The 14,171-nt window shown below is 37.0% G+C and carries 13 protein-coding genes; 11 read left to right on the top strand and 2 right to left on the bottom strand.

Annotated features, from left to right (window positions below; translation table 11 throughout):
* The first annotated feature begins 29 nt into the window (after positions 1-29).
* The 4 genes from F3D3_RS06010 (at position 30) to F3D3_RS05995 (ending at position 5,645) form a co-directional block, all read left to right on the top strand.
* Complete coding sequence (locus tag F3D3_RS06010) at positions 30-407, top strand: hypothetical protein (protein ID WP_069872142.1); 378 nt, start codon at positions 30-32, stop codon at positions 405-407.
* A 134-nt stretch (positions 408-541) separates the two neighbouring features.
* The gene (locus F3D3_RS06005) at positions 542-1,507 is read left to right on the top strand and encodes a tRNA-dihydrouridine synthase family protein (RefSeq protein WP_069872140.1); all 966 of its coding nucleotides are present in this window, start codon (positions 542-544) and stop codon (positions 1,505-1,507) included.
* A gap of 288 nt (positions 1,508-1,795) precedes the next feature.
* Complete coding sequence (locus F3D3_RS06000; RefSeq protein WP_069872139.1) at positions 1,796-4,399, top strand: leucine-rich repeat domain-containing protein; 2,604 nt, start codon at positions 1,796-1,798, stop codon at positions 4,397-4,399.
* A 175-nt stretch (positions 4,400-4,574) separates the two neighbouring features.
* Entirely contained in the window at positions 4,575-5,645 is a 1,071-nt protein-coding gene (locus tag F3D3_RS05995; RefSeq protein ID WP_069872137.1) for a hypothetical protein, read from the top strand.
* Positions 5,646-5,702: 57 nt separating this feature from the next.
* Here the strand turns inward: F3D3_RS05995 and F3D3_RS05990 are convergent, their stop codons facing one another.
* Positions 5,703-6,365, bottom strand: coding sequence for a Crp/Fnr family transcriptional regulator (locus F3D3_RS05990; RefSeq protein ID WP_084388852.1), 663 nt, complete (start codon positions 6,363-6,365; stop codon positions 5,703-5,705).
* A gap of 236 nt (positions 6,366-6,601) precedes the next feature.
* Between F3D3_RS05990 and F3D3_RS05985 the strand changes: the two genes are divergently transcribed.
* Complete coding sequence (locus tag F3D3_RS05985; RefSeq protein WP_069872134.1) at positions 6,602-7,078, top strand: permease; 477 nt, start codon at positions 6,602-6,604, stop codon at positions 7,076-7,078.
* Positions 7,075-7,821 carry a permease gene (locus tag F3D3_RS05980; protein WP_069872132.1) on the top strand — a complete coding sequence of 249 codons (747 nt, stop codon included), beginning with the start codon at positions 7,075-7,077 and terminating at the stop codon, positions 7,819-7,821. The genes F3D3_RS05985 and F3D3_RS05980 overlap by 4 nt, the downstream gene beginning before the upstream one ends.
* Before the next feature lie 123 nt (positions 7,822-7,944).
* On the opposite strand, the gene F3D3_RS05975 is transcribed toward F3D3_RS05980, so the two are convergent.
* A complete protein-coding gene (locus F3D3_RS05975) occupies positions 7,945-8,475 on the bottom strand; it encodes a hypothetical protein (RefSeq protein WP_207645350.1) in 531 nt (176 codons plus the stop codon).
* Between the two features lie 443 nt (positions 8,476-8,918).
* Here F3D3_RS05975 and F3D3_RS05970 point away from each other — a divergent pair, with 443 nt between their 5' ends.
* The 5 genes from F3D3_RS05970 to F3D3_RS05950 all read left to right on the top strand — a co-directional run bounded on the left by F3D3_RS05970 (position 8,919) and on the right by F3D3_RS05950 (position 14,162).
* A complete protein-coding gene (locus F3D3_RS05970; protein ID WP_069872128.1) occupies positions 8,919-10,304 on the top strand; it encodes a sigma-54-dependent Fis family transcriptional regulator in 1,386 nt (461 codons plus the stop codon).
* A 373-nt stretch (positions 10,305-10,677) separates the two neighbouring features.
* Entirely contained in the window at positions 10,678-11,445 is a 768-nt protein-coding gene (locus tag F3D3_RS05965; protein WP_069872126.1) for a CoA transferase subunit A, read from the top strand.
* A complete protein-coding gene (locus F3D3_RS05960) occupies positions 11,432-12,091 on the top strand; it encodes a 3-oxoacid CoA-transferase subunit B (RefSeq protein WP_069872124.1) in 660 nt (219 codons plus the stop codon). The genes F3D3_RS05965 and F3D3_RS05960 overlap by 14 nt, the downstream gene beginning before the upstream one ends.
* Positions 12,092-12,112: 21 nt before the next feature.
* Positions 12,113-13,297 carry an acyl-CoA dehydrogenase family protein gene (locus F3D3_RS05955; RefSeq protein ID WP_069872122.1) on the top strand — a complete coding sequence of 395 codons (1,185 nt, stop codon included), beginning with the start codon at positions 12,113-12,115 and terminating at the stop codon, positions 13,295-13,297.
* On the top strand, positions 13,284-14,162 hold the full coding sequence (locus F3D3_RS05950; protein WP_069872120.1) for an alpha/beta fold hydrolase: 879 nt from the start codon (positions 13,284-13,286) through the stop codon (positions 14,160-14,162). Before F3D3_RS05955 ends, F3D3_RS05950 begins: the two co-directional genes overlap by 14 nt.
* Positions 14,163-14,171: the final 9 nt, after the last annotated feature.

Below are 14,171 nucleotides of genomic sequence, written 5' to 3'. Positions count from 1 at the left end.
CTGAGGACCATAGAAAGGAGGTGAAAATATTGAAAAAAAAGAATGTATGTGCGGTTGTAATCTTGATAATACTCGTGGTAGTTCTCCTTGCAGTCTTTTTTTATATGAAGAGTAAAGAGCCCCCTAAACTAGGTAAGTATGTCTACGGATCGTTAGATACTGTTGATGCTTCATGGGTGGAACTCAAAGCAGATTTTGTTTTTATTTATTCAAGAGGACAGGCTTTGAGCTATAGGCCTTCTGGTCAATATGAAGTTCACGGAGATCAACTCATTTTAAAAACAACTGATGGAGATGTCATTTTTGAAAAGACAGGCTTAGGCTCTAATGCCATAGAATTGATCAGTGATCCCTTACGGCATGAAAACCAAGGGAAAATATTTAGCTATAAAGCGTTTAGTAATTGAATAAATTCATATAGGTTTTACTTGTTCTTTTAGAGGTTTCGTTGTAAGATAAATAGGCGATGGTGTAAGCATCAGAGTTAAATAAGCTTATACCATCGCTTATTTATAACGAACTTACAGGAGTGATTAAATAGATGCAATTTTATTATGCACCGCTTGAAGGTGTCGTCGGTCATATTTATCGAAACGCACATAAAGCAAATTTTAAACATATTGATAAATACTTTGCACCTTTTATCGTTTCGGATCAAAAGAAGGGTTTTTCTACGAAAGACTTAGACGATATCTTGTTTGAAAATAACAACACGTTGCTCCTAGTGCCTCAAATCCTTTCCAATAATGCTCAAGATTTTATGCATACAGCTCAGAAAATCAATCAAATGGGATATCGCGAAATTAATTTCAATCTTGGATGCCCTTCAAAAAAGGTGGTCTCTAGAAATAGAGGTTCAGGATTTTTGGCTCACAAGGAAGCACTTAATCTCTTTTTAGAGGACATCTATAGCAGCCAGATTACGCAGAATATGGAGATTTCGATAAAAACAAGGTTAGGTAAGACACATCCAGATGAGTTTTATGGACTTATAGAGATTTTTAATCAATATCCGGTCAAAGAACTTATTATTCATCCAAGGATACAAACGGATATTTATCGCAATAAACCTAATTTAAAAATATTTAAAGAGGCCTTGTCACTGAGTCGAAATCCAATTTGCTATAATGGCGATATTTTTACAGTGTCAGATTATAGAGATTTCACCAATGCATTTCCTGAGGTAGAAATCATGATGCTTGGAAGAGGCTTGCTTACAAATCCAGATTTGGTGAATTTGATTAAGACAAATTCTAAAATGGATAAAAATGTATTGAGTGCATTTCACGATGATATTTATGCTGGGTATCAACGAAGCCTCGTTGTTGATCGAAAAGTTTTGAGCAAAATGAAAGAAATTTGGTACTATTTAATTCAGAGTTTTACGGCCAAGGCGCCATATTTGATGGCGATTAGAAAAGCAATGTCGTTTGAGGCGTATGAATCTGTTATTGAAAAGTTGTTTGATGAACAAGAAATTGTAATGCATTCTGGTTATTCACAATAGAACTTTACAAAATAAAGAAGTGTCCTATATTAAAAGCCGACTAACTCCAATAGAGTTGTTCGGCTTTTGCGCGTTTATCTGTTCCAGTTGAACTCATGGTTAGGGGTGGCTCAACTTTTGAATTTGACACCTTAATCATTCATTTGATTTTTAAAAAGATCATTTATGACGTAAAAGAGTCGTTTCATGCAAGAAACGGTTTTTTTTTATGTAATAAAATACAATTAGAGTGAGTCTATATGGCCATAAGGTGTAAACAAAATGATCTGAAATTTATGGAGGGGTAAAATGAAGATGAAAAAGACAATGAAAAAGACAATGAAAAAGACAATGGCATTTTGTGTTTTAGTGACGATGCTTATTCAAATGCTGCCTGCATCATTTGCAGCAGACACCACGATTGAGAAAACGGCATTAAATTACTTTGGATTACCAGAAGTGACAGCAACACTTATGAGCACGAAAATAATGCTCAATGGTATGGATACGAGTATTAGAGTTTATGATATAGGTGGCAGGGCATATGCCCCACTTGCAAAAGTTTATCATACTTTTAAAGAGGCAAAAGTAGATTTTAATGCCAATATATACATTGCCAATGCGCAAGGGCTAAATACGATTTCATATTATGGTATTCCAAAAGAAACGCCCGCAACTCAAATTGCGACACCTTACAACCGACCACTGATTAGCAACGGGGATTTTATAACCTATAATTTTATAGGTTATAAAATAGATGCAAGTGTCTATTATCCTTTAGATGAAATTATGAACTTGATTGACTGTGGTTTAATTTTGGATGAAAAGAATGATGCCGTCAATTTGGATAGCAGTAAGAAATATGAAGCACCATTTGAAGCAATTCCTAAAGGTGATGCCGCTTATATGAAGTTACAACAAGCATTATATGACGCTTACTTTGAAGGCAACAGAGATTATATTTCAATTGACAGTAAAATAAACGTGCCAGATGGTGCGACGCTTTATGTACCAAGAGATGTTGGAATATCAACGGGTGGTGCTGGAAAAATTTATGTGGGCAAAAACGCGACTTTTTATGTAAATGGGGATTGGAGCGTGGAATATCCAGATAAATATTTATTCAGTGCGAAAAAAGACACTGTTGGGGCACTTTATATCAATAAACGTTCAGAAAAGCCTCAACTGGTCCGTTTATACCATGGGGGATTTGATTACAGTAAAGTGGATATGCCACTGAAAACTGCAAAACTTTCTTATCTCACAAATGAGGCGGGTATCGATGATATTTTTATAGATTTTACACGAGAAGAAAACGATATTAAGAGAGATTTAGGCGTCGTTTTATATGAGCGTAATGGTGCCACCTATGAATTCCTTTATAAGAATGTCGATAATCATGTCAATATAACCAATGATGTGGCAAAACTCATCGGCGAAAAGGTAGGCCAAAATACAGCGTTTACTGCTATTTATGTCTACAATTATGATGCGGCTGTCTATGGCGATAAAATCTTTCCAGAAGGATCCGATAATACGATCACTGGGATTCTTAAGGGAGATAATGCCATTATACCTGAGCCGATTATGATCCCAATTGAATGGGGAGTAGAAACCAGTGGTAACGGTCCTGTTGTAGATGAAACTTATAAAGCCATTTATTCAAGAAATACCAATGAAACGCGTATTGATTTTGAAGGGCTCTCAAGCAATGCCTTTATAGCAAAATACGATTACAATTATAATTACTATAATGAGAAAGAGGTTCAAAGCTTTTATGCACTATTGATGCCAAATGACGGTTATAAGATTCGCCATATTGATTTATTACGAGATGGAGATGAACACTCTAGAGGAACTCAAAATATTGCAGGTGACCATGCGAATATTGCAACACTAAGTGGTAAAAAAGGTAAAACTGAAAATGCTTATGATTTTAATATCTCACAATTTAGCAATAATATTTTTTACAGCACGGGTAAATCGAATCCAATAGAAGGCAATGTGACTCAAGCTGATGGCAAAACCATTTTGAATATAAAGGATGAAGCCACCAAGAGTACAAAGAAGTATTTGCCTATAATAATCATGGCAGATACGAAAACTTCTAGTGAGTCTGAACTCGAAGCAATTTATCAAGGCACAATGCTTTTTGAATATGGAAGTGGCAAGCTTGACATTACAAATTATATAGATGCAAGCAAATATGAAGAACCCGCTTTGTATTTCTTTCAAGCGACGATTATCAACGCGGATATAGATCATCCCAAAGGTATTCGCAATGAAAATGGCCTTGAAGTGAACCTAAACACATTACAAGCCGTAGCCAAGGCAGTCATATTTAATCCAAAAAGTGATGAACCGGTTGTCGCTAAGCCTGTTGTAACTGTTAAAGAAGTACCTAAAACTTTCATGGCACCTCATGTTGTGGTGGATGAAAAAACAGGCTTAAAATTTGATTTAACAACAGGACTCATCATGGGGTATACAAAAGATTTGGATAAAGTGGTTATACCTTCAACAATTCAAGGCGTGACTGTTTCTGGTATTGGATATAATGCATTTAGTGGTAGTAACATGAAATCCATCGTCATACCAAATACGGTTGAAAATATTGGAGACCAACCTTTTGCAGGTTGTATTTACTTGAAGTCTGTAAAAATGTCAAAAGGTCTTAAAACCATAGGTGCGTATGCATTTAGTTACTGTTTATCACTTACTTCTATTGAATTACCAGAGGGTCTTACCACACTTGATCAACATGCATTTAATGATTGTGAAAATTTAGAGACAATCAAAATACCAAGCAGCGTTGTCAATATAGGCAAGGAAGTTTTTAAAAATACAGCGTGGTTAGCAAAACAGCCGACGCCGGTAATGGTCAATGGTATAGATATTTTTAAATCTAAATAAATGGTTAGGGTGTCAAATCCAAAAGCTGAACACCCCTCTACCCTATGATGTCGTTTACGGTAAGTACACGATACAGCATAGGGTAGAGGGGTAATGCGAAACTGATTTTGACACCCTGACTATAAATCGAAATTAATTAGAATGGATACAGTCTTAGGGAAAGGAGAAAAGAAAAATGAAAAAGATTACCGCAATAGCCATAGTGATTTTATTATTCATGCAATTGCTTCCAGTAACTTTTGCAGGTAATATCATCGTCAATCAAACCAAGTCGCAAGTATATGTAGATGGTGTGGCGATAGAATTCGAAGCCTATCTCATCGAGGGAAACAATTATTTTAAACTAAGAGATATTGCAAAAGCAGTCAATGGAAGTTCTAAACAGTTTGATGTCAGTTGGGATGAAACGAATAAAAGCATCAACTTAGTATCCGGTAATGCCTATACAGTGGTAGGCGGCGAACTTGCCAAAGGGGATGGTATGCCTAAAACAGCAATCCCATATGGCAATTCGATTTATAAAGATGGCATTAAAATCAAAGATCTTAAGGCCTACACGATTAATGGCAGTAGTTTTTTTAGACTCAAAGATCTGGCTGAAAAATTTGAGATCACTGTAACTTATAATGTGGAAACCAAAGCTGTTAGTATCGATACAGCAAGTGAAGTTTCTGTGGCAGATTCACCTATGACGGCGAAATCTCCTAAGAGTCAAGCGCCTGCTAAACTTGGCGATGTACTTGCAAATGGTGATGACTATAAAAATTACTACTGCGAGATTGCCATCTTTGATGCCCATGAGCCTACCAAACTTTGGTATAACAAAGGCGATTTTAAAACCATTGGCTATGAGCCAGACCTTGTCACTTATAACAAGGCAAGTATCCCTGAGTCGGCGACATATATTCCAGGGTCGGAGATCATGGCAGTGGTGCCATCAGCTGTGACCTATATACCGACGAATCCCTTTACCGTCCTAGACGATTTTTATGAAACTTTTAATTTAGGGCAAGCGCCATATATTGAAACCATTGAATATGATGGCAAAACGTGTTATGTATATGAAGATTCGGGACTAGAATACGATATTAAAGTCTATGTTTGGGCAGAAAATGGTATTGTGATCAAACTGGAAACCACAGCATATGGCTATGAAAGCAACTTTGCTTTTAAAAATTTAAAACTGAATGGTGTCACTGAAGCCGATTTTGAATATCCTAAGGATGTTATAAGATTAGGCAATTGAATAAGGACACTATAAAGATTAAAAACCCATACTAAATCGTGTGGGTTTTTTACATATTCACTCCACTTTCTTTAAAATCTTAATGGATCGACCACTGTATTCTATATAGCCTTCAAGCTGTAATTGTGTCAGAACTCTTGATAAAGAGGTGCGCTGTATACCGAGTTTTTCTGAAAGTGCTTTTTTACTTAGAGGTAACATAATTGGATTTTGATTTTGTTTTTTGAATTCATTTTCAATAAAATCAAGACACATTTCTCTTATGCTTTTCGTTGAGAGCACCTTAATCTTTTGAGTTAAAATAAAAGATTTATCGGATAGGCTCATGAGAAAATTTTCAAGAAAACTTTGATTGGTTTGACAGAACTTAAGCACGATAGATTTAGAAAACTGCATGATAACGACATCCGTTAAGGCTATGATCGTCATAGGATAAAAATTAGCCTGTGAGAATAAGACGTTGCCCCCAATGTTATCTCCGGCAGAGAATTCAGTCATTGTAAGTAAATTGCCGTTGATGTCGATCTGCTGAATAATGACTTTCCCTTCAAGGATAAAATCAAGGTGTGTACAGGTTTCGAGTTCTAGGTGGATTATATTATGAGCTTTGAAACTTTTGATTGAGACTTGATCACGCTTAATGATCGTTTCTAGTTGAGCAGTGCTAAAGCCAGTAAAGAGGTTAGATGATTTCAGGACATCAAGATAAGTGTTTTTCATAATAATTTACCCCTTGCCAAAAAAGTGTATCATAGGTAACACTTTTCTTTTTAATGATAGTATATGATTGTTTTAATAAGTAATCAATGGTTAGAGTGTCAAAAGTCAAAAGTTGAGCAAGCCTATACCATTATGATGTCGTTTACGAGAAGTATGCGATACAGCATAATGGTAGAAGGTTTATGCGAAACTGACTTTTGACACTCTAACGATCAATATTAAAGTGAGGTGTCGATATGACGATGGGATTATGGGGAGTGAGTTTAATTGCAATACTGTTTTCGCTTTATAAAAAACCTTTAGAGACAAAGAGTGCACTTGGCATGGCCTCTAAGATGATTAAAAATATGCTGCTTCAAATTGTTGGCATTTTATTTCTAATTGGATTCATGCTCAGTATGTTACCACCAGAGTTGATTAAAGGCGTACTGGGGTCTTCAAATCAGTTGTTTTCTACTGTTGCAGGTGCGTTGCTTGGCAGTATAACCATTATACCAGCATTCGTGGCATTTCCACTTGTGGCTTCTTTTCTCAAACTAGGTGCAAGTGTGCTCCCCGCAATTGCTTTTTTAACCACTTTGACAATGGTGGGTATTGCAACCTTTCCTATTGAAAAAGAAGCTTTTGGACTTAAATTTACATTAGTACGAAATGGTTTGAGTTTTGTATTTGCCATTATTATTGCATTTTCAATGGGGGTGATTTTAAGATGAAAAAATTCAGATTGTTAATATTTGTTGCTATTTTGTATGTGGGTCTCCTTGTATTCTTTCCTGCAAAAGGACAGGAATCCCTATTTAACACATGGTACTATATTAAAGAAATGCTTGAAATCATGCCGGTGATCCTTGTTCTCACTGCACTCATAGAGGTGTGGGTACCTAAACCCTTTATTGAACAACATTTAGGGGAAACTTCAGGCTTAAAGGGCAATGTGATGAGTATTATACTCGGGAGTATCTCAGCAGGGCCAATCTATGCGGCTTTCCCCATAAGCTTATCGCTAATAAAAAAGGGCATCAGCATAGAAAATATCGTGATTATAATCAGTGCTTGGGCAGTGGTTAAAATTCCAATGTTGGCCAATGAAGCTAAATTTTTAGGACTTAAATTTATGAGCATACGATGGGTCTGCACCGTCATTGCAATCGTAATCATGGGTAGAATTGCAAAGAGATTTGTCTCTAAAAATGATGTGCTTGAGCATATAAAGAGCCAAGAGCATGAGCACCTCGTATCTGAAAAAATTCAAATTAACGAGAAAACTTGTGTTAAATGTATGCTTTGCGTAAAAGCAATGCCCGAACTTTTCGAGTACAATGGAAAAATGTTGATCACGCCATTGCTTGAAGAAATTGACACGAAACTCATTGACGCAGATTTCGTGCAAAGACTTCGTGATACTGTTAATAGATGCCCCATTAAAGCGATAGAAATGCAATTAAATTTAGAATAAGGGGCTCTTTCTATTAAAAACCATAAAATAACGTCTAGAAATATAAAATACCATTCGAGTGTCAGAGCATTAGCTCATTGAATGGTATTTTCATTTAGCTTTGAGCAGGCCTGTTGGCACAATTTAGGTTGTAACCTTTTCAAGTTTATATCGATTGTACATCTCTTTCGAGAAGTTCATGGCAGCGGATAAAATAAGCAAACTGATAAGAGTACCTTCTCGAACATATAGAGGGAGTGTAAAAAAGAAAGATATAATAAGAGAAACAGTTATTGAAAAAATATCGATAAAATATCTCAATTTAACAAAGGTAAACTTAGTTCTTTCAGCAATGGCAAGGCAAAAGCTTTCAATTGGAAAAGTAATGGCATCATAGCTGATAATCATTCCCACAGATAATCCACCGATGGTTGTCCCTAGGCTAATGAGCAAAAGACGCAATACATAATTTTCCACCATTAAGTCCTTCAGAACCGTATAAGTAAAGAAATTGATCAGCATGCCAAATAAAACCACCGAGAGCGTTTGGATCAGATATTTTTTCTTCAGCGCAAAATGTGTCAAGAACATAAATCCCAGTAAAAAAGCCATATTGATAAAAGTCGTGATTGTACCGACCTTAATGTCAGCAGCATTGGCTATGGCAATGTTCATTGAATTGAAGCTACTCACACCGACATTGGCCTTTATGGTAAGACTAATGCCAAAAGCAGATGCGGTATAAAATAGATAAGATTTTAAAAGTCTGATAAAATAATTGATAATAACACCTTCTTTCTTTGCGTTTATGGTTAGGGTGTCAAAGTCAGTTTCGCATTAACCCTCTACCCTATGCTGTACCGCGTACTTCCCCTAAACGACATCATAGGGTAGAGGGTTGCTCAACTTTTGGATTTGACACCCTAACCGTTTATGATAGTTTAAGTTTACCGCAAATAGATCGGTAATAATATGAGATATCTCACATTTTATAATAAATACCCACAGCGTATTTATGTTCAGAAAGTTGTGCCCTTTACAGATTATTTTAAAAGCAGTAAATTAGAAGTAGCCACAAAGCTTTAGTGGATGGAATCTATAGACTTGGAGTGAGCGGGATGTATGCATTAAATAGAGCCGATATAAAACAAAATTTGATTTCAAATATAATTGAAGGGAATCAAGAGGGGCTTATGGTTGTGAATCTTGAGGGTGAAATTCTCTTTTGCAATGCCTATTTTGCAAACCTTTTGAAAAGGGCTATTCATGAAGTAGAAGGAAGTTCTATAGAAGACTATATTTCTAACGGTGCTTTAGAATTACTTCTAAGGGATCCAAAAGCGCAGTGGGGAAAAACTTTAACCATAGGGAATTGCCAGATAATTGTTCATAAAACCCCTTTTTATGTTGAAGAAAAATGGATGGGCTTTATTCTGAGAACCGTTTTTCCAAATGTGGAAGTGGCAAAGCAATTTGCAGAGCGCATATTGCCAAAAAAATTACATCAAGCAGATAGCAAGCTTCATACCTGTATGGATATTATAGGAGAGACTGATCCTATGTTGCTTGTAAAAAAAATGGCGAGAAAAGCATCACGTTCAATTTCTAACTTATTGGTCACTGGAGAAAGCGGTACTGGTAAAACCATCATGGTAGAGGCCATTCATAATCGTTCTTCAAGAAGTCATGCCCCTTTTGTGAAGGTTAATTGTGCAGCAATTCCTGAAAATCTTTTGGAATCAGAGCTTTTTGGCTATGCACCTGGTGCTTTTACTGGCGCCCATAAAGATGGAAAAATGGGAAAATTTGAAGTGGCAAATGGCGGGACCCTCTTTTTAGATGAAATAGGGGATATGCCACTTTATATGCAAGCCAAAATGCTTCAAGCGATACAGGATCGCAGAATTGAAAGGGTTGGGAGTAATACCTTTGTTGAACTAGATGTTCGAATCATAGCCGCAACCAATAGAGACTTAAAGAAAATGATCAAATTAGGCACTTTTCGTGAAGATCTGTACTACCGGTTAAAAGTTTTAGAGATCAATATGCCTTCACTTCGTGATATCAAGACAGATATTCCAAGGTATGCAGAGGGGCTTCTTATGAAGATCACCCAAAAACTTGGCACAGGGCATAAAGGGTTTACACCTGAATCAATGGCTAAAATTATGGCATACCATTGGCCTGGGAATGTTAGGCAGCTTGAAAATTTCATAGAGCAAGCGGCAAACTTTATTCAAGAGGATATTATAGATGTCGATCAACTCTCTAAAGTCCCTTGGGATAAATCGGGCGTTAATTCACATATTATGTATACCTCAAAGGATCCAAACGATGATTTAAGCACAGCCCTAAATGATTTGATTGAGGATACAGAAAAACAAATGATTTCCAGAGCACTGATAAAATGTAAAGGCAATAAGACCAAGGCAGCGGATCTGTTAGGCATTAATCGAACCGTTCTTTATAAAAAATTGAAACGCTTAAATATGCCATTGAAATAAAAAATGATGAATTCAAATAGAAGTGGTGAACTAAAAAAGGAACAAACTTTGATCCCTTGTGATTAAAGTTTGTTCCTTTTTGCAACAACTGTACGGAAAAAGTGTTCCCTATGGTATCACAAAGAGATTCTTAAGGTATGCATTTTTATGTATAAGAACGTTATAAAGGTCTTGTGTCTTTTGGCATATATATTGCACTATCAAAGCGTATACTTAGTCCGCTTCGCTACCTTCGTAACCCTTGCACAATCCTATCGGATTGCATTCAGTGGGAGTTTGGACTCCCACTGAATTGGGAATATGAACCCCCACTTAGAGAAGTGGGGGACATCTCCTCAAGGGTTATAATAGCAAGTTTGAATGGAGGTGCTATATGAAATCAAAGGTAATGCCAATTGACGAAGCTTTAAGTGTTGTTAAAGATGGTACAAGGCTTATGCTTGGAGGCTTTATTGATGCGGGTTCACCACTTAGTTCTATTGAGAAGTTGGTAGAAAAGAAAGTTAAAAATCTAACTTTAATCGCAGTTACGCCAGGGATGAGTGGATTCGGAAAATCAATGCTGTATAAGAACAAGCAGGTAAAAGAACTCATTTCCACACATGTGGGGACTTCAGCAGAATCCACAGAAGCATATTTGGCAGGCGAATTACTCATTAAAGAGTTTTTCCCAATGGGCACATGGATTGAAAAGGTTAGAGCGGGTGCTATGGGACTTGGAGGTGTTCTAGTGCCAGTAGGCGTTGGTATATTGGATGAGGTAGATCTATTTCCTAACCTAGAGGAAGCTAAAAAAGTGGTTGAAGTGAGTGGGGTTAAATGTTTTATTGAACCTGCGCTCACAGCTGAAGTTTCTATCGTAAAAGCATGGCGTGCAGATACTATGGGAAATTTGGAGTTTAGAGGGACTAGTCTCAATAACAACATGGATATGGCTATGGCGGGTAAATATACAATCGCAGAAGTTAATGAAATAGTACCAGTGGGTACAATAGCGCCAGAACGCGTAGGTTGTCCGGGTGTTTTTGTCAATGCAATTGTCCAAGGCAAAAAAATAGATGAGCAAGATGAATTATACAAGTCAGTGTGGCTTGATCGTGGAAAATTAGTGAAGGAGGGCGATATAGATGGACATTCGTGAAATTATTGCCAGAAGAGCAGCACAGGAGTTAGAAGATGGACAAGTTGCTAATTTGGGATTTGGGATACCAACTCAAGCTGTGAATTACCTGCCCGAGTCAGTAACACTTATCATGCACACTGAGAATGGCGCTTTTGGATTTGGTGCTAAACCAAGCTATGATACCTGTAATTCAGATGTTACAAATGCGGGTTCTGAACCTGTTACAATGCTTCAAGGGGGTGCTTACATGTCTCTTGCGACCTCACTTGGAGCCATGAGAAATGGTTATATTGATGTGACTATTTTAGGGGCACTTGAAGTAGATCAGAATGGCAATATTGCCAATTGGGCTGTTAAGCGAAACGATATGTGGTGGCCAGGGATTGGAGGCGCCATGGATTTAACTTATGGGACTAAAAAGATCATAGCAACTTTGCAACATACAGATAAGCATGGTAACTCCAAAATAAAAAAACAATGTGAGTTGCCTTTAACAGGTAAAGGCTGTGTGAAGACCATTATTACTGAAAAAGCAGTTTTCGATATTGTAAACGGCGTATTGGTTTTAAGAGAAGTTTATCCAGGACTATCGGTGTCGGAAGTTCAAGAAATCACAGAGGCTGAATTCATTGTATCTGATGATCTTAAGGAAATGACATTTTAGTTAAATGCGTTAGGAGGCATAATGTTTACAGAAACTCATAATAATGCAAATGATTTGGATGCACAAATGATTATAAGAGCGGTTCAATTTTCTCAAAACAATTTAGCACCAATTGCAAAAGAGCTTGATGAAAACAATCGATGTCCAGTGGAACTGTTTGAAGCCATGAGATTGCGTGGTTTTTTTGGAATTGCGTATCCGATTCATTATGGTGGCAGTGGCCTTAAAGTCAGTACGGCTATGCGTGTGATCAGTGAAATTGCCAAAGAAAGTGCTGGACTCAGCTTATTGCTTATTGTGCATTGGATGGCAATCGATGTTATTCTAAAACATGGTACGGAGATGCAAAAAAAGAAATACTTAAAACCGCTTATTAGAGGTGAACAGATTGCAGCTTATAGTATAAGCGAGGCAATTGCAGGTTCTGATGCCATGGGCATCAAAATGATGGCAGAAAATCAAAAGGATCATTGGCTTATAAATGGTGCGAAATATTTTGTGACAAACGGCGCTGTGGCAGATTTGTTCGTCGTTACTTGCATGGAGAAAATCTTGAGTGAATCTTTGGATTCAAAAGCAAATCATCAACTATTCATCGTTAGTAAAGAGACAAAGGGCTTAAAGATAACGGAACATTTAGATAAAATGGGCTGTAGAAGTTCATCCACGACGAATTTAATACTTGAAAATGCACGAATCCACCAAGACGACTTTATTAATGGTGGTATTAAAGGCGCACTGTATGGTCTTGAGGGTGGACGACTGGGAATGGCAGCGATGGGCATTGGCATAGCAGAAGCCTCTTTTGAGAAAGCGATAACACATGCAAATCAAAGAAAAGCTTATAAAAAGCCGATTGCAGCTCTATACGCCATACAAGAAAAAATGGCCAATATGCACATACTGCTTGAAGGCAGCAAATCTCTTGTAGAAAAAGCTTGTATGAAGCGAGAACTTGGAGAGGCTTATGGCATTGAAGCGGCAGTCGCTAAAGTTGCTGTTGGGAGTGCAGTCAATGAAATCTGCTATGAATCTGTTCAAATCATGGGAGGACATGGCTATTTAAAGACAAATCCTGTTGAACGTTATAGCAGAGATGCAAGGCTTATGGATATTGGCGTTGGCACGAGTGAAGTCAATAAAATGATTATTGGCAATCATATTTTAAAAGAAGGGCAGAGGCAAATAAAAAATGAGAAAAATTGAACTGAAATCAGTCAAGCTCAAAAATGGTGAAAGATTATCTTATAGACATTCAGAAGGGGGTTCGAAGACTATTTTGTTGGTACATGGCAATCTAGCAAGTTCCATTTTTTATGAAGAAATCATTAAAGATTTACCAGATGAATTTAGTGTATATGCAGTTGATATGAGAGGGTTTGGAGATAGTACCTATAATCGTCCCATTGATACGTTACGAGATCTTGCAGGTGATTTAAAGCTTTTCGTAGAGGTGCTTAGTTTAAGTAAATTTGATCTTCTAGGATGGTCAACAGGTGGTGCGGTGAGTCTTTATTTCACATCTAGTTTTCCAAAGCATGTGAATCGTCTGTTTTTAATCGCATCTGCAGGTGTTTCAGGATATCATTCTTACGAAGTGACTAAAGAGGGGGAAAAAAGACTTCTGACATCCAAGCAAGAAATCATGCTAGAGCCTTCAAAAATGGCACTTGAAAATGCATTAAATCAAAAAGACGAAGCTTATTATAAAAAAATATGGCAAATGGCGATTTACAATAAAACGATGCCGGAACAAGCTATTTTTGAAAAACATATAAAAGAGAGCCTAAAGCAACAAAATTTGATAGACATCTATCATGGTCTCAACGCGTTTAATATCTCAGATTACTACAATGGGGTTACCATGGGCACTAATGAGGCTGGGCGAATCACAGTACCTGTCATAATGATTCAAGGAGACTCAGACTTGCTTGTTTCAGTAAAAGAGGCTGAAGAACTTAGAGCCTCTATTGGCGAAAATGCGCGTTTAATCGTCGCTTCAAATTGTGGACACTCGCCAATGGTAGATGCGCATGAAATTATGATTAATGCTATAGTGAATGAATCTTAAAGTTGTGAT

This window comes from Fusibacter sp. 3D3 (genome assembly GCF_001748365.1).
Lineage (GTDB): Bacteria > Bacillota > Clostridia > Peptostreptococcales > Acidaminobacteraceae > Fusibacter_A.
This window is presented reverse-complemented; position numbering and strand designations above follow the sequence as displayed.